A 24,204-nucleotide genomic window follows, 5' to 3' on the forward strand; every position below is an offset into this window, starting at 1 on the left:
TTATGATAACCGGCTTAAACAAATGTCTATTTATTTCCACACTTTATTTATCCAGTATGTCTTTGCTTTTTGTTGCCATGTCAAGATGGCTGCGCAGTTCAGGAAGCGTTGAAGTGAAGAATGCTTTTATATCTGAATCTGTAGCATCATTTGCGCATTTCTCATACATCTTAATGGCGTCCTCATGCTTTTCTACCATTGCTTTAGCAAACTCCTCATCAAAATCTTTTGCTTTTTTATTTTTTATGTCTTCTATCTTTTTTTTCTGATCGTCTGTGATATCTGCTGGCAGCGTTATTTGTTTATCGGCGGCCAGTTGTTGTATGCGGCTATTAATATTAGCATGCGCATCAGCAAGCATTCCGGCTAATCTTTTACCCTCATCTGTATTCACATACTTTTTTGCGGAGTCTGCCATGCGCATTTCAAAAGAACTACCAAGCCATGCATCTACTATAAGCTGTGCATCTTTTTCATCTGCTTTACTGAACTTCTTGTCGTTTTGCTCTTCTGCGGCTTTTGCGGGATTTTCTGTTTTGTTGTTTTCTGTTGCATTGTTACAGGCCGATATCAGGAGTCCTGCTGCTAATAATGCGGCAACTGATTTTGCTGTTTTTTTGTAATTCATGGTTAACTGTTTAAAATTTAAAAATGACATGCTTCAACAGGGGCATGTTTTATTATTTACATGTTTAATTTCTGTAAGATGGTTGTTGTGTTTCTAAAAATGCGTTGCAAAATTTTGCTTATACTGCTATATGTACAATAAAGATCTGGACGCATAAGAGTGCGACGCAACGGATGCTCAATAGCAGTATCGGCTTACGGCTAATAAATTAAAAAAGATTTGTTTCTGCTCTCAATTCTTTAGTAGAAAAACTGCTGATCATTTTTATTTTGAGAAATGCGTAGAGTATTTCATTTAGCTGGGTGCGCATCAGCTCTCTTACTTCTTGTATAACTTTATAATCATTGATAATGTTCCTGAAAACTTTCAGGATCTTTTTTTCATAGAATCTTGCGCACTCAAAAGGGCAACTGATCTGAACTGTATCATTCTCATTTTTTGCTACAGGTGAAAGGTCATTTACAGGAAACAATTGCATTAAAGAATCCATATAACTTTTTACCTGCTCTTCGCAAGGACCTGTTTCAATAACAAAATTCAAAATGTTACCGCGCAGGCTTTTATCTTCCGTTTGTAATGCTATCTGTTCCATCTTTAAGCGTACTGCAGATAATAATAACTTCAGTGGTTCTAATCGTGCAATGGTGTAGCGCATATTCATCCTTTCGGAGGATGTAGGTTGTGTGTAAATCATGGCAGGCATTTCTTTCCTGTTAAGATACAAAAAATATACCTCAAATAGTGAGGTATATATGTAAAACATTATGTATCAGGCTTTTTGAATGACAGCCAGCAATAAAGAAATTACAGCAAGCACTAATAATATATGAATGAGACCTGTGGAGCTGTAAACAAAAAACCCTAAAAGCCAGCCTATCACAAGTATTACGGCGATGATGTACAACAAACTTCTCATAGTGTTTTATTTTTAAATGAGTAATTATAAATGCTTTGAAAATTTTATGCCATGTATAAAAGTTAAGCTACTTAACCTGTTTTTATTGAAGGTTGTAGAGAGCGGAATATATTTTGAGAAAAAAATTACACAAATGCGGAACATGTAGATTTTACAGGGATGTATTATTTTTCATTAACAGGCGCAAGCAAAAAAGGGTTGCGCAAAAGATGTGCAACCCTTTTTATAATTCTGAAAGAATAAAATTTTTGCTTAATTAGCTTTTTGTAACACGAGTGTAATTTTATTAAAGTCTGCAGAAGCGTTGATAACACGTTTAAAATCTTCAAACTGATCAAGCGGATAAAATACCTTACTATAAGTTTCTTTTATCTGGACAGTGATGGTGTTATTGGTTTGTGTATAGCTGCTTACAAAGCCCATTGTTATTTCGTCGTTGTCTTTGTGTACAATATTCATGTTAATGTCGTTAAGATTTTTGACGGTGTAGCCATCGGGCAACTGGATGATGATCTTTCTTTCAAGCACATGCGGGAAAGGAAGCTCTGCGGGTAACTGACGTGGCTTTTCCTGGTACATTTGGGCCTGCTGACCTATTACTTCTCCTAATTTAAAAAGAATCTTATTGCCGGCCCTTTCAAGCAAAGTTGTACTTTTTATATCTGCACCTATGATCAGCGGTTTATTATCAAAATAATCTGTAAGCGCTGCATTTTCAATTTTTATGTTGGAAATATTTTCACTGCCTGCAACTGCTTTTATAATTTCTTTATTTGCCTGATCTTGCTTGTCTTTGGGAAGGAAAGTATAAATAGGGCGGTATGATGTGGCGCCATAACCTTTTAATATTTGTCTGCTGTTTAGTAATAAGGTATCAAGATCTTCGCTAAATTTTATGGTTGCTTCCATGTTGATGGCATGCTGGCTAAAATCTTCTGCAGTAATATTTCCAAATACACCAATGGCTGTTTTAAATTCACCAAGCACAGTGCCTTTTAAAAATAATCCTTTTGTATAAGTATATTCAAAAGGGATGTAAGGATAACGTAGTTCTACACTCGTTGGGGAAATAAATTTTTTGGTTGAAGGAAAATATAACAACATATCATCGGCCCTGTCCCAATCTTCCAATTCTTCATCTATGGTAAAGCCTGTTCTGGTGCCAGGGTATACCAGTTGGTAATTAATATTCAGTTTGTCAAAAATGCCTGCAAATAACCTAACGATACCATTATGGTTGGTGGCTTTGCTTTTTATGATGGCTTCAATATTCGTTGCTTCATCTGCAATCAACTCTTCATTGATGTTAATGTTTGTTTTAAGATAATCTTCTACTGCAAGCACCGTTGATGCAACATCGCTGCTGTTTGTAACAGGAATCTTTTTTACAAATCCATCCAGTACTTTTTCTTCTTTGGAAGTGCGTTCTGTGTAATATGGATAAACCTGCTTTGCCAGATCTTTCCAGGTATATAGCCTCACATTCGCACTCTTTGAGATATTATAGCTTAGTTTATAATCTACACGTTGCAAATAGGGATCTGTAAAGGAATATTTTTCTTCCTCCATTTCTTTCATGTTGGTACCTATACCTGCAATAACACGCTGCTCACCAATTACTGAATCTTTACTTACTGCAAAACCGTTATAACCTTTTGCATCAAACTTTAAATAGTCTGGGGTAATCAGTAAAAATCTTGCCTCCTGTACCGGTATGTTGCTACGCTGAAATATTTCTGAGCCGAATAATGAAAGGGGCTTTTCTTCTAACCATGTATATTCAACTTCGCAGCCTTTTTCAAGGCCGTCCATTGCAAACAAATTATATTTTCTGCCGTCTTCCTCTATTTCTTTTATGTTGCCTGCAGGAAGATCAATTACTTTACCATTCTTTAAAACAGCCCTTGCTTTAATGTCTTTTACTCCTGAAGGTGAGTAAAGCGGGATGTATATTTTATTATACATCTCTATTCCTTTGTCATCTATTATTTTAATAATAGCATGATCTGTTTCATATATAACAAGGCTTTCTTTGACCTTTACATATTCAATGGTGCGTTCATCCAGTATTGCCACCGCACTTGCTGAATCAAATATTTTATTTACACTATGCAATACCGGTTTCTCTGCCCAGGACTGTTTAAGATCATAATTGAAACCCTGTGCATGCAAGCAGATCACCGCATTGCTTAATAAACCTAATAATATTAATTTCTTCATGATAAGGGCTTGTAGTTATTTGCGTGCTTCCAGCACAACCTGTTCTTTATATTGGTTATTGATCTTTTTGATTGCATTATTCCAATCAGGAAAATCTTTCGGCTGCATCAGCAGGTAGTTGTTGCGAAACTCCTGCATAGCTATTATTTTATTTCCCTGTTTTGTATATTTTATAGCAAAACTGAATGATGGATTATCTACAGTAAAATCCTTTGGTATATATGTTACGTTATACTTTTCAGGTATTTCCAGCACGGTATATTGTTTAATAGAATATTTATAATCATTCTCCATTGGTATTTTTCTTCTTGCTGTATCAATAATGCTGTAATCAGTAAAGAGCTTTTCAAGATTAAGATTTATGTATAATTCATCAGAGATCTTTTTACTGTAATCAGGCACTTCAAAATCTGCCTGTATATTAACTGACTTAGCAATGTTATCAAGTTTGCTGATGTTGAAATTACCCAGAATAAATTTGTTGCTTGCTTTGCCCATACGATACTTTACATAATCCTTTGTTTCTTTTGGATCGCTGTACATAAGCTTTGTATAAATGTCAGATCCAAAATAACCGTCATAATACACACTTGAAAATCCTTTGATGCCATTATCGCTTAAAGTAATATATGTACTGTCTACCAGTGTGCTTTTGTTTACATCAACTTCCGGCACTCTTATTATTTTATACTCATCTGCAGAGATAGCTATCATTGCCTGCTTGCCCTGAATAAAAGCACTGGGCAAACCAAATATGCAATTAGGATCAGTGCCGTCAAGAAATATCCAATCATTGCCGGTATTCAATGCAGCTATCATGTGATTATCTGTAATTGGTAATGGCACATCATTATAATCGTAAGGTATATCCCTGGTTCCGATCCAGGTAAAATAAGCCTTTAAACCTGCAGCCTGCAACAATGCGGTTAATATGCTGGCCATATCTTTACAATCACCATAGCGGCGTGTGCAAATAGCGGCAGCAGGCCTCGGCACAAAACCTTCAAGACCATCTTCAAAAGCTACATATTTTATATTTGATTGTACCCATTCATAGATCTTTCTTGCTTTTACAAGATCATTTGTAACACCGGCGGTTAGGCTGTCTGCCAGCAGTTTCAATTCCTTTGATTCATTATTTACGCGGCTTATAAATCCATAATCCCATTTATACAGGTCATTAACGTTGCCAAGGAAATTTACTGTTTCTCCTTTATCATTTTTGTAAGAAACGAGCTGTATAATTATATGCGGTTCATAATAAGAGGCTGCGGGAGCATTGGAAAATCTATCCGTAGGTTTTATATCGCTGGCGGTAAAAGTATAGGTATGCTGGCGACCTCTGTTTGATTCTGTTACGTTTATTTTTTTTGCCGCATCATTCAGCACGGTGTATTTTAATTGCATATCGGTGGGAAGTGTAACTGTATAAACGGCATTTACCACAGGTATATAAGATTCACAATAAAACGGAATAAGCATATGCACGTCTTTGTAAGCTTCTGAATATTCCATATGTGCTATTGCACCTTTAACAAGCGATGGAAAATCAAAACCTGTTTGTTTTGTATCATCATAAAAAATACTCCTGCTTCTTGCGCTCTCTGTTTTTACATCGGTAACTTTTATCTTATTATATTTTTTGCCATCGGGCACTTTTGTGTATGCTTCAAAATCAAGAAGACTGTTGTATGAATTATTATAAATGTATTGCCTGTTGTAAGCTCCGTTAGCTTTATCATCCAGTACAAGTATGTCCTGCTCATTTTTACTTTCTGCATACGGCTGGCCGTCTTTCATAAATATTGTAAGCGACTTGCTGATGTTTTGTATAACGGCATAATCGTTTGGATACTTTGCAGCAAGCTCTTCAAACGACTGTGCATTCGCTTTGCGTGAGAACAGTATTACAGCTGCCGATAAAAAAAAGTAGATGTATGGTCTATGTATCTTTTTCAATATAATTTTCTTTAATGTTCGTGTTTAAATATCGTTTTATAAACTAGCCATTTATGCAAAGTGGAGTTTCTTTTGAACCGGGCAGTATTACTACTATTAAACCCGGTTGCGTCGCACTCTTGTACCCCTATAACTTTATTCAACCGCTGATGCGCAGCAAATATAAACAAGTTGCCATATGCAGCGCAGCGAACAAAGCGTACAAATGTGCGACGCAACCAAAGCTTTATATCAGTTATGCAGCATGGTTTATAAATATTATTATTATTTAGAAAGAACTTTAATTTTTTGAAACGCTCAACAGAAGATCATAATAATAAGTGCGTGTTTCTTTCAGTTTGCCTGTTTCGTCGTAATATTTTGAAGCACCATTTAGTTCACCATTATACCAGTTTTCCTCTGCTTTTATATTTCCATTAGGGTAATAACTTTTTACAGTGCCGTGTAGATTATCATAATAATAATTTTCTTCTTTTGCAAGCCTGTTGTTTGTATAATACGTTTTTCTTATTCCATTATCGTAGCCGTATAATCTTGCACCATCAATATAGGGCGCACCACTTGTATAATAGAATTTGCGAACGCCGTTTACGTCGCTGTTCTCGTAATTTACTTCTGCGCTTTTATTGCCATTTTTGTAATAGGCAGTAACCATAGCGGTTCCATTTTTTACAGGAATGGGGGTTACTAATTTCCCATCTTTACCATAATAAGTATAATTTATAAGAACGTCATTATGATAGGTTAGTTGTATTGCAATTTCATTATTATCCCCATAAACTATATAAGTACCATCAAGCTGGCCTTTATTGTAAGTAAGTATCCTGTCTTTTGTTCCATCTTCTTTATATAAGATTTCCTCACCCTGTTCTTTTCCGTCTACATAATTTTCTGTGTAATTAATTGTTCCATTCTCATAATAATATTTCCATTCTCCTGTTTTCTCGCCAAGTGTATAGCGGCCCTCATTCTGTAGTTTACCATTATAATAATATGTTTTTGCAATGCTATCTTTATAGCCATTTTTATAGAACAAAGTCATGCGGGGAGCGCCATCAAAGTAGAAGGCTTCGTATTTACCTTGCGTCATATAATTTTTGTAGGATGCTTTTATGTAAACTTTACCATTGTAATGTTTGTATATAAGTTCTCCAGTGCCACCCGGGAAATCTGACACAGCTAGTACATTGCCAAGTGTATCATATTGCACTGCTTTTTTGAGCCATCCTCTGTAGTATTGCTCCTCGTAATCTTTTTTGCCATTAGCAGAGTAGTATGTTGTATATCCATCCTGATCGTTATTTAAATAGTAATAAGAAACTACAGGAGTGCCAAACTGGTTATAAGAGATATGCTCTCCCTCCCTGCGTCCACTTTTGAAATAACCTGTAAACTTTAGATTGCCATTGATATGAAAACTTCTTAACATGCCATTCTCTTCATTATCTGTAAAATTCATTTTTTCTGAGATCTGGCCGTTTGCGAAATAAATGGTGCGTTCACCGTCCAAAGAACCCTCTTTGTAATTAGCTTCTGTGCTTATTTTGCCCGAAGGGAAGTAGTAGGTGCTTTTTCCATCGCGGTAACCTTCTTTATTAAAAGATGCCTCATTATCTTTTGTTCCAAACGCATCATAGAAAGCAAGATTACCTGCCCCTTTCCGCGTAGTAAATGAATTTACTGTTTGCCCTTTTTTATCAAAGAATGTAAGCTCTCTTAGTTTTCCATTTTCGTAGATGCTTTCGCTGTATTTAATACCGTCTTCGTCAAAGCCTTCTTCTTTGCCATCTGCTTTGCCATTTGCATACTGTAATGTTTCAGAAAGCTTTCCATTTTCGTGATAGGATTTATATAAACCATTTATAGAACCATTGTTGTAACTATACTCACTTTTTAAGGCCTTTGAATCATAATATTCTTTCCATTGCCCGCTAAGTTTATCCTGGTCATATGTACCTTCCATTGTTAAGACACCATTTGAACTGAAGGTTTTATAGGCGCCGTTTAATTTTCCATTTGAATAATTTTTTATCAGCGAAGTTTTGCCATTGTTATGATAAACATTTACTGTTCCTTCCAGTTCATCATTCTTGTAAGTAGCTGTATAGTTCAAAAAGCCATCGTAAGTATAGCCTTTTTCTTCTCCTTCTCTTTTGTCGTCTATGTAGTGATTAATAGTTTGTAATAGCCCGTTGTAGAAATATGTTTTGTTTTCACCATTTAGTTTGTCATGCACATATATATTTTCATCAGAGATATTTCCGTTGCTGAACCATGTAGTAACCTTGCCTTCCAGCATGCCATTTATAAATGAACATTTCTGTTTCAGCTTTCCATTATCAAAATAAAATTCCCAGTCTCCGGTTTTTTCTCCATTATCATCAAAATTGCCTTTTGATTTTACGAGGCCATTTTCATAATAAAAAACCCACGGGCCTGTGAATATATCTTCTTTGCCATTGTTATGCCAGTTGCCAATGCCCAGCAGGCTTCCGTCACTAAAATAATATTGTTGCGTGTTTGCCATTCTGGCTGTGTATTGCAGCTTTTCTGTTCTTCTTATCGCACTAAAATAGTCTGTAGCACTTTTTACAAATGCATATATTTTTTTATCATTTTTCTGGTTGAAACTTTTTACAGATTTTATATCAAGACCACTAAATATATAATTAAGGAAAATGTTGAATTGACCGTTCTTATATAGATCTGTATAAAAAGGGACATAATACTGCATAGAGAAACCATTGTCTGCAGCATTATATTCCAGTTTTTCCAGCATTACCTGTAGCTGCCTGGTAATGGGATCTTCAAGATCTGTTTGAAGTTTATATTTTTTGTCTAAAGCCGCTTTACTTAAAATAATTTCCTGCTGCAGTTCAAAGTCGTCGTCTGTAGAGATTTTGGTTGTGCCGATCTTTTCAGCTATATCATCGGTTACCTTAGCAATATTATTTAAGAAGGTAACACAGCTACCTGAATATTTACTTTCAGGGTTCATTAAAAGGCAGGTTGAAAAGCTCAACATTGCAGGAACAATATTTCCTTCTTTTGCAGCTATTACGCCAAGAAAATAATGAGATGATGTATGAAAGGGGTAAATGAGTAATGCTTTCTGAAGACATTTTTTTGCATCTGCATAGTTCTCCATATTTGAGTATGCAATGCCTTTATTGTACCACCCTAAATAGCTATTTGGATTTATTAAAAGCAAACTGTCGTAATAAACCACCGCTTCTTTTCTTTTTCCTGTAATATCAAGAGTATTGCCTATAAGATTGTACCAATCCCCTGATTTTTCAGGAAATTCAGCAAGACCTTGTTTTGCATAGCTGATGCTTTTTTCATAGTCGCTGTCCATGTAGCTGGCATAGGCTAGCTCATGTAGTATGGTGCTGTAATTGGTATCATTGCGGGAAACTGTTTTATATAATTCAATGGCCTTAGTATAAGCACCATCTTCATATAACTTGCTGCATTTTTCAAGGATAGCTCCGCTGTTTACGGGTTCTTCTTTATCCTGTGCCCTAACAGTTAAAGTAAAGAAAAGAACAATTAAACCAGTAAGTAAGGGTCTTAATGTACACATGGGTCGTTTAAATAAATATTAGAAATGAAGTAATTTTGACTAGAACGCAAGCTAAAGAGCATTGGTTATGAGGGGCTGAATTTTTAATTAAAAAATAAGTCAGTAAAAAAATACTCTGTAAAGCTGTGTAAAAATTTGAACCGTACTTTGAGTTGATATTCTTAATAATACCAGCAACGGATTATGTAGCATCGTCCCTTGCGTCGCAATCACTTTAACTGTTGTAAAAATAGCATCTGGAATTTTTTGAAATGATTTGCAGATAGAACTTAGTTAGACTGTTGTTATATAGCCAAGGCAACACGCTGTTCAAAAAGAAATGGTTACGAAGAAATTCATAACCATTTTTGTGCGGAGAGTAAGAGATTCGAACTCTTGATACAGTTTCCCGTATACACACTTTCCAGGCGTGCTCCTTCAACCACTCGGACAACTCTCCGTTTTTAGGGGTTGCAAAAATAATCGTTCTCTTTTCAGCAGCCGAATATTTTTTCAGCATTTGCAGTAGTAATAGCAGCAACTTCTTCAATGGTAACTTTTTTAATTTCGGCCAGCTTCTCTGCAATAAATACAATATAACTGCTTTCGTTTCTTTTCCCACGATAAGGTACCGGCGTTAAATAAGGAGCATCTGTTTCTAATACTATGTGCGCAAGGCCTATCTTCTCTATTACCTGTTGCAGCCCGGCATTTTTGTAAGTAAGTACTCCACCAATACCAACCAGGAAACCCATATCTATAATGGCTTTTACATTTTCATAGGTGCCGCTAAAACAATGAAAGATTCCCCTAAGACCCTTTTCTGCAAAGGGCTTTACAGTATCAATAGTTTCCTGCATGGCATTACGGGTATGGATAACAATGGGCATACTTTTTTCAAGCGCCCATTGCATTTGTATTTCAAAAGCAGCGTATTGTTCCGGGGTAAAAGTCTTATCCCAGTAAAAGTCAAGACCTATTTCCCCAATAGCTGCAAATTTTCTTTTTATGAGCCAGTCTTCTGCTATTTTTAATTCTTCTTTATAGTTTGCTTTTACTGAGCAGGGATGTAGGCCCATCATTGCAAAGCATGCACCTGGAAATTTTGTTTCCATTGTCAGCATTGCCTCAATTATACTGCTATCTATGGCAGGTAAAAAAAACTTTTCAACACCATTTTTTTTTGCTTTTTCTATAATATCGTTAATATCACTTTTAAAATCTTCGAGATATAAATGGCAATGTGTATCAATAAATTTCATGTGTTTCTATAATGGCGACAAAGTTGCAAACTTCTTTATTATTAAACCACCTGCTGTTAGTGTATTTTTCATTTATTATGTGTAAGTGTGACACCGGAAACCGCAGATGCCTTTTTTACTGCAAATGAAGTACTTGCGACGCAACTATGACGCTATGAAATAATTGAGCTTGGCACAAAAACACATTTTACCTTAAATGGTTTATATATAAATCTTCACAAATTTTAAGTATTTATTTATAATGTTTAAACGCATTAACCCGTTAAAGGGCTTTCAATCATTTATTACCAAAATAAATTTTTTATGCAAAAACTGACCATCGCTCCTGCCTGCATGGTTGCTGCTTCTATTATTTTTGTTTCAATTTTTACAGCCTGTTCAAAGTCAGGTAATTCAACTCCGCAGACCACAGACCAGGTTGCCTTAAACGCCAGCGCTTCTGCTGATAACCAGGCTGATGCTGTTTATAACGATGTTACAAGCAATGTGATGGGTGTTAACAGCGAAATAGGTTTGGGAACAGGGATCGGCGTTTTTGTAGCAGATGCCAATAATGTTGCGCCATGGGAAACAGGCTGGCAACATTGCTTTACAGTTACGATCAGTCCTGAAGCAATTGGCGTATATCCAAAAACAGTTACACTTGATTTTGGCCCGGGTTGCGAAGGTCGGGATGGGCATATGCGTAAAGGGAAAATTATTACAGTATATACCGGCCCTATGTTCGTGGCAGGTAGTATAGCTACTACAACGTTACAAGATTTTTATTTTGATACATTACATGTTGAAGGCACGCATACACTAACTAATAACAGTACAGCAGATAATCATATTTTTAATTCTGTGATACAGGATGGGAAAATTACAAGCCCTTCCGGCAATTATGTGGTATGGAACAGAACACGTACCTGGACACAAACAGAAGGAAACGGTACCCCTTATATCCCTTTGGATGATGTATATAATATCACAGGTAGTTCAAATGGTACAGTCTATGTTGGAGCAAGCAGTTTTCAATGGACTGCATCAATAACTCAGCCTCTTATACATAAGTTCCTTTGCCCGTGGAATGTATCTGGTCAGATAGAAATTAATAGTGTAAATGTGAAAAGTACACTTGATTTTGGCGATGGCACGTGCGACAGGAAAGCCACACTAACAATTAACGGAAATATTTTTGAAATAATTTGGTAAAACCTTTGGGTAATTAAATCGAAAGATTTACCTTCGTAAAGTTTTCATAGGGTACGGATTAAAAACGGGCTGAGGTGTCTACCTTAGCTCTCTTTTTTTATAGACGTTTTCATTTTATTTTACTAAACTTTTGAACCCAGCCTTGGAATCATTTATTTAGCTTCCGTTGCGTCGCACATTTTCACTTTCTAATCTATATTGAACTTAGTTGTACTTCAGATATAAATTATTCAAAACAGTTATTTATTGCAACGAATGAAATTGATATCCCTGTTTGCTAAAATGCTCCAATACTTTAGGTAATGCAAATCTCATTCTATCCCATGCTTTCGTGCTGTCATGAAATACAATGATGCTGCCAGGCTTTGCATTGAGTAATACATATTGAAGACACTTTTCCGGGGATAGCTCCAGGTCAAAATCTCCACTAAGAACAGACCACATAATTATCTTAAATGGTCTTGAATAGTATTTATTTTCTTTTGATTCCTGTAATAATTTTATTTGAAATTTACTGATCCTTCCATAAGGAGGGCGAAACAGATCACTATCGATGTAGTTGGCAGCTTCGAAAATATTTTCAAAATATTTTTCATTGCTTGTTTTCCATCCATTAAGATGATTGTAGGTGTGGTTTCCTGTTTTGTGCCCTTCATCAAGAATGCGTTTGTAAATGTCAGTTTGGTCCACTACATTTTTCCCTATACAGAAGAAGGTTGCTTTTGCATTATATTTTGCTAATTGATCAAGCACGAAAGGAGTGGCAGTCGGATGCGGGCCATCGTCGAAGGTGAGGTAAAGTACTTTTTCTTTCGTTGGTTTTTCCCAGGTCAACGAAGGATATAATTTTTTAATCAGCCACGGTACTTTCACGGTATAGAACATATATCAAAAATAAATCAGAAAATAATGATGTAAAATTATAAAGACGCTGTATTATCAATACAGCGTCTTTATAATTTTATTTGAATGATTAATTCTTTACTTCCATTACAACAACCATGTCAGGTTCCATATCATTATCCGGAAGAAAAAGTTGTGCAGTTCCATTCTTTAATTGTGTCTTTACAGAACTCTTATCCTTCAGCAAATATGCTTTTGTTATTTTCCTATATGGAAATTGCTCTAAGATCACAGAAGCTCTTTGTTTGTCAAAAAAGTGCAGGTATATTTTATTTTCTTTTTGTGTCATACATCCCCAACTTTGCGGTTTTACGTACCCCGCAGTAGTGTTGTAAATGCTTTCCCCATACACACGCAACCATTCGCCCATCCAATGCAAACGTTCCACAAATTCAGGCTGAATTTCACCATTAGGCATTGGACCAATATTCAATAAAAAATTTGCACCAAGCCCGGATGCTTTTACCAGGTATTGCAATAGTTGCTCATGCGTTTTGTATGTTGTATCAGTTATATTAAAACCCCATGAATTATTGATCGTCTCGCAAGTTTCAACAGGTAACTTATCAGAAGCTTCCTGGTAACTTAAACCTGATTTATTTTCCCCGGGCAGGTCTTTCTCAAACATTTGAAAATCCTCACCGGGAAAGGGAGTCAAATGATGGTTGTTCCCAATCATACATTGTGGTTGCAGTTTATGAATAAGGCCGTAGATCTCATCATAGTGCCAGTCAATTCTTGCACTCCTGTCTGCCGCACCTTCCGGTGCTGTTTGATCCCAATGGCCATCGAACCAGATGCCACCTATCTCTCCATAATTAGTTAGCAATTCCGTTAATTGATTTTTCATGAAAGCAATATAGTCGTTCCAATTGCCCTGCACTGTTCTGCCGGTGCCTTTACCAGTTCTTCCGGTTGTCCACGAATAATCATCTCGTCTCCAATCAAGTAAAGAGTAATAAAGAAATAATTTAATGCCCTGTTTATGACATTCATCAGCCATCATCTTTACAATATCTTTTTTATAGGGCGTATTCATAATATTGAAATCAGAATACTTTGTATCCCACATGCTAAACCCATCATGATGCCTTGTAATAAGCGTTATGTATTTCATGCCTGCATCTTTAGCCATGCCAACCCATTTGGCTGCATCAAATTCAATCGGGTTAAAAAAATCCATCAGCCTTGTATAATTCTTTACGGTAATATTACGGTTGTTCATTACCCATTCTCCATCACCGGGAATACTAAAAGGCCCCCAGTGAATAAATAATCCAAATTTTGCATCTGCAAACCATTGCCTTGCTTTAAGATTTTCGGGAGCAGGTGTGTAATTGCTTTGTGCGTAAGAAGAAATTGCTATGCATGCATATAATATGAGCAGGTACATTTTTTTCATGCGGCATGTATTTGTTTAAAGATAAGTATAGCATTCGAAATGAGAATTATTCTGCATGCACAAAAAATAAAACAGGTAAAATACTAAGCAAACATGTCAGAATATTACAATGCAATGGCATTTTGCTGAATAGTTAACAGAACGTACAAGTGAGTGACACAACGAAAGTTTAATAGTAGTAAAGCCGCTAAGTATAAAACATTAATCACTATAAGCAATAAGATGAATTACTTTTTTATCATAAGTAAAAATAGCACCATGGTCAGCAAGATATTTTTGTTGCTGTTCTTCTGTCTTTAAAAATTTGTCCAGGAATTTTTTTACTTCATCGTCTGAAACGCTTACAGTACCTGATTTATCACGCACACTACGCATATAACCCTTTAGCATTGTTTCAAAAGAAGTAATGCAAAGATCGCTGCTGCCGAAGAGTTCGCAATTAATAATATGATCTCCTGAAAGTGCTACAAAACCCGCATAAAGACTATCGCTGTCCTTCATTTTTTTCCTGAAGAAAGCAAGACAGGCAGAATCTGCGCCAGATGTATCACGGTATAAATTAAGATATGCGCTTGTTGCACTTTGTTTTTTATCATCTGCCAATTGCCGGTCAATTTCTTTCCAAACCTTGTTTTGTTTTTTGGTAATATTCATTTGCTTTCGCAATGATGAATTGGCTGGGCCTGCATACCTGAAATTGCGCAGCCTGTTTTCCCATCTCCCTTTCTCTACACAAAATACTGGCACAAAATTTTCATCATCACCCGGTGGAATTATTGTTGTTTCTGCAAATGCCCTGTCCTGTTTGCCACCTGCAACCATCTCGCCGCTTTCAATAAGAACATTTTTTTTCGAATGATTTCTCAACTCAAGCATACCAACATCTGCACCACCCTGTGTGGTCATTTCTCTTACCGTTATTTTTCCCTCTTTCAAAGCATCTTCAAAAGAAATAATATTATTGCTTTGAGTGCTTTTCTTTGCAACAGCAGTATCCCTGAATTTCACAGGTATCAATTTCAGGTTATTACAAACCCATGGCGAATCATACTGAACAGATAATGTAGCGTATGTTAATTGTGCAAAAGAAGCTGAAGAAAATGAAAAGAAAAATACAACAGCAAAAAAAACTTTGCTGAAAAATATGTTGTGTGGTTTTTTGGGTACCGGCTTTTGCCTTTTATGGCATCGCCTGTTGCGTCGCATTCCGTTCATCGTTTTGATCAATGATTTAGCTGACTGGAAACGAAACTACATTACTATTTCAATATAAAAGCATAAAACACAGAATTGGGTTGCAGCCCTTACAAGGATTATCTTTGCAATCCTAAAAAAGTTTTAGTATTTAAAATAAATCTATGCCCGGCGATAATAAAGTAAGAGTCCGTTTTGCACCTTCACCAACGGGAGGGCTGCACCTTGGTGGTGTGAGAACAGTGTTATTCAATTATCTTTTCACCAAACATAATGGTGGCGATTTTATTCTGCGTATAGAAGATACAGATCAAACACGTTTTGTTCCTGGTGCAGAAGAATATATTTTCGATTGTTTAAAATGGTGTGGCCTTGAACCAGATGAAAGCCCATTGCATGGTGGCCCATATGCACCTTACAGGCAAAGCGAACGCAAGCCAATCTATAAACAATATGCAGAACAGTTAATAAAAGATGGTTACGCCTACTATGCATTTGATACAGCTGAAGAACTGGACGAAATGCGCAGCAAATTTAAAACTGCGGAGAATACTTCGCCACAATATAATTATGTGCTGCGTGAGAAGATGCGTAATTCATTAACGCTTGGAGATGACGAGGTAACAAGATTGTTAAGTGAGGAAGCGCCTTATGTGATCCGTATCAAAATGCCACTTGATGAAACCATTACTTTTACTGATATGATCCGTGGTGAAGTCTCATTTAATTCTTCACAGGTGGACGATAAAGTTTTACTAAAGGCTGATGGCATGCCTACCTATCATTTGGCAGTTGTGGTGGATGATTACTTAATGAAGATCACACATGCCTTTCGTGGAGAAGAGTGGTTGCCAAGCGCACCGGTTCATGTAATACTCTGGAAATATTTATTTGGTTTGGAAAATATGCCGCAATGGGCGCATCTTCCTTTGATCTTAAAACCAGATGGTAATGGTAAACTAAGTAAACGTGATGGAGACCGTCTTGGATTTCCTGTATTTGCGATGAATTGGATGGATGCCAAAATGAATGAACTGACAGAAGGCTTTCGGGAAAGAGGTTTTTTACCAGAAGCATTTGTAAACATGCTTGCAATGCTCGGCTGGAATGATGGAACAAGCCAGGAAATTTTTACACTTGATGAATTGATCAGTAAATTTTCAATGGACCGTGTGCACAAGGGCGGTGCCAAATTCGATTTTGAAAAAGCAAAATGGTATAATCATGAATGGATAAAAAAATTACCTGTTTCAAATTATAAGGCACAGATAAAAAAGCTGTTTGATGAAAAAAATATTGTTGCCAGTGATGATAAAAAATTTGAAACTGTTTTAGAATTAGTAAAAGAGCGTTGTACATTACTCCCCGATTTTGTACAACAGGCATCTTTCTTTTTTCAATCGCCTGTTGATATTGATATAAATGCTATCAAGCCAAAATGGGATGAAAAGAAAAATCTTTTCTTCACCGAATTGATCCGTGCATTTGAGCTTGCTACTTTATGGGAGCATGATGAACTGGAAAAAGAATTTAAAGAAATGGCAGCTGCACATCAAATAAAACCGGGGGAATTAATGCTGCCATTACGAATTATGTTGGTGGGTGGTAAGTTTGGTCCAGGTGTATTCGATATTGCAACTATTATTGGCAGAGAAGACACGGTTAAACGTATTCAACATACTTTGTCTTTATTGCAGTCATAATTACCATTCAGCGTTTGGCAATTCCGTTAATAAAAACCTGTATTTTATAATCGAAGCCTGTTGTATCTTCCTGCAAATAAACTGCATGAATAAGAATAACAGGCTTTTGTATTTTCTGGCACTCCTAAAAATTATCATTCCTTATTTACTTCAGAATAATGTGTACGGGCCGCACAGAGATGAGTTTCTTTACCTGGCAGAAGGGCATCATATGGCGTGGGGTTTTATGGAAGTACCGCCATTGCTTTCAGTGTTTGCATGGTTTACACATATTTTTGGTGATGGAATGTTTTGGATAAAACTATGGCCATCAATATTTGGCGCTGCAACTTTTATTGTTGCCGGAAGAATTGTTTTATCTCTTGGTGGCAAAAGTTTCTCGTTGTTATTATTGTTTCTGCCATTCATATTCGGCGTTTACCTGCGGCTATTCTTTTTATTTCAGCCAAATCCACCTGAAATTTTTTTCTGGACGTTGATCATGTACAGCATTATTCGCTTTATTCAAACGGAGCAGAATAAATGGCTTTACTTGTTTGGTATAAGCGTAGGGCTTGGCATGATGAGTAAATATTCTGTTGCGTTTATTACAGTAAGTGTGTTGCTTGGGTTGATGTTTACAAAATACAGAAGTGTTATTGGCAATAAGCATTTTTGGTATGCTTCAGTGATCGGGTTTATCATTTTTTTGCCTAATCTTTTATGGCAGTACAATAGAGATTTTCCGGTTGCACATCATATGCAGGAATTGCGCGATACACAATTGCAGTATATAAGCCCACTGGATTTTTTGAAAGACCAATTGTTGATGAATATTCCATGTGTATTCATATGGGTATCAGGTTTGTGGTATGTGCTCTTTTCGCACAAAGAGAAACGGTTTCGTTTTGTTGGCTATGCTTACTTTATTGTAATCATTTTGTTTCTTATCGGGCATGGAAAAAATTATTATTCACTGGGCGTTTATCCTGTGCTATTTGCTTTTGGTGCCTACAATCTGGAAAAATTTACGAGCGAAAAGCGAAAAATATTGTGTTATGCATTTATCATTTTCCCGGTCGTGCTGGGAACATTAATGATACCAATTGCATTGCCAATTTTTCCTCCGCAACAACTTGCAGATCTATACGAAAAGATGGGAACAAAGAACACAGGCGCATTAAAATGGGAGGATCTCAAAGATCATCCATTACCGCAGGATTTTTCTGATATGCTTGGCTGGGAAGAAATGGCGCAGAAAATGAGTAAGGCGTATGAAACACTTGACAGCGCTGAAAAGAAACATACTGTTTTATTCTGCGATAATTATGGCATGGCGGGTGCAGTTTCTTTCTACGCAAAAAAATATCATCTGCCGGAAGCATATAGTGATAATGCAAGCTTCCTGTATTGGCTACCCGATACAATGCATATTGACAACCTGTTGCTACTTACTGATGATCCCAATGAAATGCAGCATGATTTTATAAAAGATTTCTCTTCGGCAGTGTTAACTGACAGCATCACTACTCCATTTGCAAGGGAGCATGGAGATTTTGTGATCTTACTAAAAGGCGCAAATGAAAAATTCAATCAATTCTTTAAAGAGAAAATTCAAAAAGACAAAGACGAGTTTAAATAATTTTTGGGTTACCAGCTTTTGTATTTCAATTAATCATTGTTGCGTCGCACTCTTGTACTGCACAATTTTCTTCTGCAGATAATACAAAATCCAAATGCTTATTTTTGCTCGTCAATAAAACGGTTGCATGAGTACAATATTAAATCGCCCGGTAAGAGTTTTGGTAGCAAAAGTTGGACTCGATGGTCACGACCGCGGTGCTAAGGTAATTGCTACTGCTTTACGCGATGCGGGTATGGAAGTGATCTATACAGGCCTGCGTCAAACCCCTGAAATGGTTGTGAACACTGCATTACAGGAAGATGTGGATGCTATTGGTGTAAGTATTCTCAGCGGCGCACATATGACCGTATTTCCAAAGATCCTGCAACTGATGAAAACAAAAGAAATGAATGATGTATTACTTACCGGCGGTGGCATTATTCCTGATGATGACATGAATACACTCAATGAAATGGGTGTTGGAAAATTATTTGCACCTGGTACCGCTACAACGGAGATTGCTGATTATATAAAAGATTGGGTTAGTAGAAACAGAAGTTTTTAGTATCACATTGCTGCCATAATTATTACAGTACAAGAGTGCGACGCAACAAAAGCATTATTTATAACCTACAGCCCGGATCATAATTAAAACAATATGTATATTCACTCTCAAACTTTTTTTGATGAAGTATACATATCTCCTCACTGCACTAACAAGCTTGCTTTGCATTTCCAATTCACTTATTGCACAAACATTTATTCCTATTGAAACAAAAGATCACGCTATTGTTCTGCAGGCAGATAAAAATAACTACCTCAGCATGGTGTATTGCGGAGACCGGATAAATGAAGTGAAAGACTATGGCGCTATTGCAGGTATGTTTAAATTTTCTACAGATAATGCTGGCAGTTATAATAATGCGTATACACCTGCTGGTACATGGAGTCTTTCGGAGCCTGCGATACAGGTTACACATTCAGATGGCAATCCATCAACTGATCTGAAATATGTTAATTATGAAGCAACAGCATTAGATGATAACACAAGTCTTACTACCATTCACTTGCAGGATCCATTGTACAAACTTGCTGTGAATCTTTTTTATAAAACATGGAAAAATGAAAATGTAATTGAGCAATGGAGCGAAATTGTAAACAATGAAAAAGGCCCGGTGGTGATGCAGAAATATGCATCTGCTAATTTATTTTTTTCTGAGAAAGATTTTTATCTCACCAGTTACCAGGGAGAATATCTTACAGAGATGCAGCCGCAGGAAGAAAAATTATTACAAGGCAATCGTGTAATAGAAAGCAAGCTGGGTACACGTGCTATGTTATTAGGTACACCAAATTTTATGGTATCGTTTGGTAAACCTGCAGACGAAAACAGTGGCAAAGTTTTGTTGGGTCAACTTGCATGGAGTGGTAATTATAAATTAGATTTTGAAATTGATTCTTATAAGAATCTGCGGTTGATAGCAGGCATCAATCCTTATGCATCTGCATATACACTGGCTGCAGGTAAATCTTTTAAAACGCCTTCACTTATTTATACCATTTCTGATAATGGTACAGGTCGGGCAAGCCGCCAGTTACAAAGCTGGGCAAGAAAATATCAGGTACTTGATGGGGAAGGAGAGCGGTTGACATTGCTTAATAACTGGGAAGCAACTTATTTTAATTTCAATGAACAAAAATTAGCTGCATTATTTAAAGATGCAAAAAATTTAGGAGTTGATATGTTCCTGCTGGACGATGGATGGTTTGGTAATAAATATCCACGCAATGGTGATAATGCTGGTCTTGGCGACTGGCAGGAAAATGAAAAAAAATTGCCGAATGGTATTGGCTACCTTGTTAAAGCAGCAAAAGATTCTGGTGTAAAATTTGGTATCTGGATAGAACCTGAAATGGTAAACCCTAAAAGTGAATTGTATGAAAAGCATTTGGATTGGGTGATACGTCAGCCAGAGCGTCCTGAAAAATATTATCGTAATCAACTCGTGCTGGATCTTACAAATCCTGAAGTGCAGGATCATGTTTTTGGTGTGGTTGATAATCTCTTTACAAAAAATCCTGAACTGGCTTTTATAAAATGGGATTGCAATGCAGTTATCTACAATGCTTACTCTGCTTATCTCGAAAAGAATAAAATTCCGCAGACACATTTGTATGTTGAGTATGTAAATGGTTTATACAAAGTGCTGCAACGCATAAGAGCAAAATATCCGAAAGCGCCGATGATGCTGTGTTCCGGCGGAGGTGGCCGTGGCGATTATGAAATACTAAAATACTTTACAGAGTTCTGGCCAAGCGATGATACGGAACCAATTGAACGCATTTTTCAGCAATGGAATTATTCCTATTTCTTTCCATCGATTACAACAGATTGTCACGTTACTGATTGGGGAAAACAGCCTATAAAATTTCGAACAGATGTGGCAAGCATGGGTAAACTTGGATTTGATATTGTTGCCAGCAAACTCAGCGAAAATGATCTTGCGTATTGCAAGCTGGCAGTAAAAAATTATAATGGCTTTAAAGATATTGTGTGGCATGGAGATCAATATCGGTTGGCAAGCCCATATGAAAATCCTTTTGCATCTTTCATGTATGTAGATAAAAATAAAAGCAATGCCATCATGTTTACTTACATGCACAATACACGTGTGAATGAAGCCAGTGAAAGACCTGTTAAATTAAATGGCCTTGATGAGGATAAAAAATATGCTGTGAAAGAAATCAATTTATATCCCGGCACAAGAACAACAATTGATGAAAGTAAAATTTATAGTGGCGCATTTTTAATGAATGTAGGTATTAACCCTGATGTTAATAGCAGAAGAACAAGTGTGGTACTGCAGGTTACAGAAAGTAAATAATTTTTGAGCCAATCTTTATTGCTACTATTAAGCTGTTGTTGCGTCGCACACTTGTACTTTATCAATATGCCGCAACAATTATTCTTTTATAGTAATTTGATAAACCTTGCTTACATCTTCAATGCTTTGCTTCTTCAATTTTTCATAAGCTGCATCTTTAACCTGCCTGTTGAAAGCATAGGCTTTGCCGTTCCATCTCCACACAGGATATTCCATGCCGGGCCCACCAATCAACAAATCAGGATAACCAAGATTTGCGGTTGCAAGTGCGTCAGGCACCATGCCCGGAAAACCAAGGTGATTTACATAAATGCCTTTAGCATCTTTTATAAACAATGCTATGCTGGTGCCTGCATTTCCTGAAGTATACGAATTGCCGAATGAAACAAAAATTTCTTCCTTGCCATCTTTATTCATATCGGTAGGTAATACTGTTGCAGTGAATGGATAATCCTTACTGTCTTTATCTGAAGCAAATGGTTGGTCTTTATTACCTGATAATATAAAACCCAGTTTTGTTGCTATTTCATTTTTTTCTGCAACAGTAAGTTTTGTTTTTACATTTTTAAAAAGCGTGGTGGCCACATTGTTGAGTGTATTACTTTGTGCATTTGTATCTAGTATAGCACAGGTAAGGAGTGTAACGAGTACGGATAATTTTTTCATAGCAGGGAAGTTTGGTTCCTATAAAGATAATAAATAGCTGACGACAGTTTCAGACGTACAAGTGTGCGACGCAACAAAAGCTAAATTTTTATTCAACACCCGGGTTCATAAAAAAACTAAATCTCAGGCAAACTCAATCTCTTTCTTTTAGAATAGATTCTTACTGCAACAATAATGATAATGCAGATGGAAAGATTGATATGATGTTCTAACGGAATTTTTTTCAACAGAATATATATAACGCCGCCAATAGCACAGGCTGTGGCATAAAGTTCTCCACGCTTTAATAAATTGGGAACGGCGTTGCATAAGATGTCGGCGATCAATCCACCGAAAGTAGCAGTGATAACGCCCATAACAACTGCATACGTATCGTTTAATCCAAATGCTAAACTTTTTTCAATACCTGTTACAGTAAAGAGACCGATTCCAACAGCATCTGTAAAAAAGATTGTGCGCCTGAACTGCCGGTAATTAAGTTGAAACAAAAAAGTAATAACAATCGAAGCAAGTACAAGTAATAAAGCAATATTATCATTTACCCAACTTACAGGTCTTGCGCCAATAAGCAGATCCCGTAAAGTGCCACCACCATAAGCGGTAACAAATGCAAGCACTGCAGCGCCGAAAATATCCATCTTATAGGTTCTTGCTTTAAATGCGCCTGTAATGGCGAAGATAAAAATACCGGCGTATGCAAGCAGGTCAAGAAAATTCATGGAACAAATTAAGCAATGAAATTAATGATGCGTTACAAAAATAAAAAACCCGCTTATAAAGCGGGTTACGAAGTTAGCAACGGTTGTTTGCGAGAAGGTTTTTCGGTCCTGTAAGCTCTTATTATCTACCAGTGTACTAAGCTGATAGTTTATATGATTTAAATGACAGGTCGTTGTGTTTTACAGATTCAATGGCCTCTTCTGCCAGGTTTCTGCACACAGTTTCTGCACGTTCACTATTGTTTACTTTTACATTTGAAGATGCAACAACCAATCTTAACAATGTAGAGAGCTCTACTTTGTGCTGCATCCTTCTTCTTTTCTGGTGTTCCATGGTTGCTTGTTTTAAGTGTTAATCATTTATTACGATGTAAAATTGCAACAGAAAACAAAACAAGGAAAGTAAATAAAGACAGGGAACACAAAACGCGTAACGAAGTGTTTAAAACTATGAATGAACCGTCGGGCAGAGAACTTAATATTCCAATAGTAGCAGGATAGAAAAGCTTTTATGATACCAGCTTTGTTTTTATGGCATCGTTCCTTGCGTCGCAATCCTTTCATCTGATGAATATAAATTGAGCTGGTTAACAACGGAGTGTTGTTATCTGTCGAACCATTTTTTGAATGTCGGCGCTTTTTCGCGGCTGATATCTACTTCAAACTTTAAGGGTGCCTTTAACGAAACGGTAAGCTTTGCATTCTCATGCGGCTTTACACTTTGTATGGCATCAATATGAATAATATATTGCCTGTTTGCACGGTAGAATTTTTTCGGATCAAGCAATTCCTCCACTTCTTCAAGCGTGGTGAAATCGAGAATATATTTATCGCCGTTAAAGGTAAAAAGATAGTTCAGGTTTTCCCGCATAAAACAGGCAATATCATTGGTGTTTACAGGTATCCAGTTGTTACGGACACTTACAATAAATTTTTCTTTGTATAAAGAAGTTGTGTTGCCCTGCTTAAGATTTTTTACCAGTTGCTGAATATCTATTGGTGCTGCAGATTTGCTTTCTACAATGCTCCTGCATTTTTCAATGGCCTTTTTTAATTCATCTTCATCTACAGGTTTTAAAAGATAATCTACTCCGTTAACTTTAAATGCTTTCAACGCGTATTCATCATAAGCAGTAGTAAAAATAATCGGACAATTGAGTTTATAAATATCAAACAGTTCAAAGCTTACGCCATCGCTTAACTGTATATCCATAAAGATAAGATCGGGTTCTGCATTCTGCATGAACCATTTCTTAGCAGTTTTAAGACTGGGCAATACTTCCACAATAGTAATGTCGTTGGCTACTGTTTGTATTTTATTCTGCAGCTCTTTTGCAATGAGTGTTTCGTCTTCAAGGATCACAGCTTTCATATAAGTTTGAGTT

General features: G+C 36.5%; 19 protein-coding genes and 1 tRNA gene. 5 read left to right on the forward strand and 15 right to left on the reverse strand.

Annotation, left to right across the window (positions count from 1 at the left end; all coding sequences use genetic code 11):
- Window positions 1–43: 43 nt before the first annotated feature.
- The 8 genes from FRZ67_RS14215 to FRZ67_RS14250 form a co-directional block, all read right to left on the reverse strand.
- Window positions 44–628: a DUF4142 domain-containing protein gene (locus tag FRZ67_RS14215; RefSeq protein ID WP_158638373.1), complete on the reverse strand. Its 585-nt coding sequence runs from the start codon at window positions 626–628 to the stop codon at window positions 44–46.
- A gap of 208 nt (window positions 629–836) precedes the next feature.
- Window positions 837–1,322 carry a hypothetical protein gene (locus tag FRZ67_RS14220; RefSeq protein WP_158638374.1) on the reverse strand — a complete coding sequence of 162 codons (486 nt, stop codon included), beginning with the start codon at window positions 1,320–1,322 and terminating at the stop codon, window positions 837–839.
- A gap of 75 nt (window positions 1,323–1,397) precedes the next feature.
- Window positions 1,398–1,544, reverse strand: coding sequence for a lmo0937 family membrane protein (locus FRZ67_RS14225; protein WP_147190372.1), 147 nt, complete (start codon window positions 1,542–1,544; stop codon window positions 1,398–1,400).
- 252 nt (window positions 1,545–1,796) lie between these two features.
- Window positions 1,797–3,764 carry a DUF3857 domain-containing protein gene (locus FRZ67_RS14230; RefSeq protein ID WP_147190374.1) on the reverse strand — a complete coding sequence of 656 codons (1,968 nt, stop codon included), beginning with the start codon at window positions 3,762–3,764 and terminating at the stop codon, window positions 1,797–1,799.
- A 15-nt stretch (window positions 3,765–3,779) separates the two neighbouring features.
- Window positions 3,780–5,723, reverse strand: a complete 1,944-nt coding sequence (locus tag FRZ67_RS14235) for a DUF3857 domain-containing transglutaminase family protein (RefSeq protein WP_147190377.1) — start codon at window positions 5,721–5,723, stop codon at window positions 3,780–3,782.
- A 280-nt stretch (window positions 5,724–6,003) separates the two neighbouring features.
- On the reverse strand, window positions 6,004–9,309 hold the full coding sequence (locus tag FRZ67_RS14240) for a tetratricopeptide repeat protein (protein WP_147190379.1): 3,306 nt from the start codon (window positions 9,307–9,309) through the stop codon (window positions 6,004–6,006).
- A 352-nt stretch (window positions 9,310–9,661) separates the two neighbouring features.
- Window positions 9,662–9,748, reverse strand: a tRNA-Ser gene (locus FRZ67_RS14245).
- A gap of 34 nt (window positions 9,749–9,782) precedes the next feature.
- Window positions 9,783–10,550: a TatD family hydrolase gene (locus FRZ67_RS14250; protein ID WP_147190381.1), complete on the reverse strand. Its 768-nt coding sequence runs from the start codon at window positions 10,548–10,550 to the stop codon at window positions 9,783–9,785.
- A gap of 303 nt (window positions 10,551–10,853) precedes the next feature.
- Here FRZ67_RS14250 and FRZ67_RS14255 point away from each other — a divergent pair, with 303 nt between their 5' ends.
- Complete coding sequence (locus FRZ67_RS14255; protein WP_147190384.1) at window positions 10,854–11,744, forward strand: hypothetical protein; 891 nt, start codon at window positions 10,854–10,856, stop codon at window positions 11,742–11,744.
- Between the two features lie 243 nt (window positions 11,745–11,987).
- On the opposite strand, the gene FRZ67_RS14260 is transcribed toward FRZ67_RS14255, so the two are convergent.
- The 3 genes from FRZ67_RS14260 to FRZ67_RS14270 all read right to left on the reverse strand — a co-directional run bounded on the left by FRZ67_RS14260 (window position 11,988) and on the right by FRZ67_RS14270 (window position 15,264).
- The gene (locus FRZ67_RS14260) at window positions 11,988–12,629 is read right to left on the reverse strand and encodes a polysaccharide deacetylase family protein (protein WP_147190387.1); all 642 of its coding nucleotides are present in this window, start codon (window positions 12,627–12,629) and stop codon (window positions 11,988–11,990) included.
- Window positions 12,630–12,717: 88 nt separating this feature from the next.
- Complete coding sequence (locus FRZ67_RS14265; RefSeq protein ID WP_147190389.1) at window positions 12,718–14,049, reverse strand: alpha-L-fucosidase; 1,332 nt, start codon at window positions 14,047–14,049, stop codon at window positions 12,718–12,720.
- 201 nt (window positions 14,050–14,250) lie between these two features.
- The gene (locus FRZ67_RS14270) at window positions 14,251–15,264 is read right to left on the reverse strand and encodes an ARPP-1 family domain-containing protein (RefSeq protein WP_147190391.1); all 1,014 of its coding nucleotides are present in this window, start codon (window positions 15,262–15,264) and stop codon (window positions 14,251–14,253) included.
- 143 nt (window positions 15,265–15,407) lie between these two features.
- Between FRZ67_RS14270 and gltX the strand changes: the two genes are divergently transcribed.
- The 4 genes from gltX (at window position 15,408) to FRZ67_RS14290 (ending at window position 21,434) form a co-directional block, all read left to right on the forward strand.
- On the forward strand, window positions 15,408–16,946 hold the full coding sequence (gene gltX / locus FRZ67_RS14275; RefSeq protein WP_147190393.1) for a glutamate--tRNA ligase: 1,539 nt from the start codon (window positions 15,408–15,410) through the stop codon (window positions 16,944–16,946).
- Between the two features lie 85 nt (window positions 16,947–17,031).
- Window positions 17,032–18,567, forward strand: coding sequence for a glycosyltransferase family 39 protein (locus tag FRZ67_RS14280; RefSeq protein WP_147190394.1), 1,536 nt, complete (start codon window positions 17,032–17,034; stop codon window positions 18,565–18,567).
- Between the two features lie 127 nt (window positions 18,568–18,694).
- Window positions 18,695–19,114, forward strand: a complete 420-nt coding sequence (locus tag FRZ67_RS14285; RefSeq protein ID WP_147190396.1) for a cobalamin B12-binding domain-containing protein — start codon at window positions 18,695–18,697, stop codon at window positions 19,112–19,114.
- A gap of 121 nt (window positions 19,115–19,235) precedes the next feature.
- Window positions 19,236–21,434: an alpha-galactosidase gene (locus FRZ67_RS14290; RefSeq protein ID WP_147190399.1), complete on the forward strand. Its 2,199-nt coding sequence runs from the start codon at window positions 19,236–19,238 to the stop codon at window positions 21,432–21,434.
- Between the two features lie 78 nt (window positions 21,435–21,512).
- Here the strand turns inward: FRZ67_RS14290 and FRZ67_RS14295 are convergent, their stop codons facing one another.
- The 4 genes from FRZ67_RS14295 to FRZ67_RS14310 all read right to left on the reverse strand — a co-directional run bounded on the left by FRZ67_RS14295 (window position 21,513) and on the right by FRZ67_RS14310 (window position 24,191).
- Window positions 21,513–22,100, reverse strand: coding sequence for a hypothetical protein (locus FRZ67_RS14295; RefSeq protein WP_147190401.1), 588 nt, complete (start codon window positions 22,098–22,100; stop codon window positions 21,513–21,515).
- A gap of 116 nt (window positions 22,101–22,216) precedes the next feature.
- A complete protein-coding gene (locus FRZ67_RS14300; RefSeq protein WP_147190403.1) occupies window positions 22,217–22,819 on the reverse strand; it encodes a trimeric intracellular cation channel family protein in 603 nt (200 codons plus the stop codon).
- A gap of 136 nt (window positions 22,820–22,955) precedes the next feature.
- The gene (locus FRZ67_RS14305; RefSeq protein WP_147190404.1) at window positions 22,956–23,153 is read right to left on the reverse strand and encodes a hypothetical protein; all 198 of its coding nucleotides are present in this window, start codon (window positions 23,151–23,153) and stop codon (window positions 22,956–22,958) included.
- Between the two features lie 270 nt (window positions 23,154–23,423).
- The gene (locus FRZ67_RS14310) at window positions 23,424–24,191 is read right to left on the reverse strand and encodes a LytR/AlgR family response regulator transcription factor (RefSeq protein ID WP_147190406.1); all 768 of its coding nucleotides are present in this window, start codon (window positions 24,189–24,191) and stop codon (window positions 23,424–23,426) included.
- Between the last annotated feature and the right edge of the window lie 13 nt (window positions 24,192–24,204).

Source organism: Panacibacter ginsenosidivorans, assembly GCF_007971225.1.
Taxonomy (GTDB): Bacteria; Bacteroidota; Bacteroidia; order Chitinophagales; family Chitinophagaceae; genus Panacibacter; species Panacibacter ginsenosidivorans.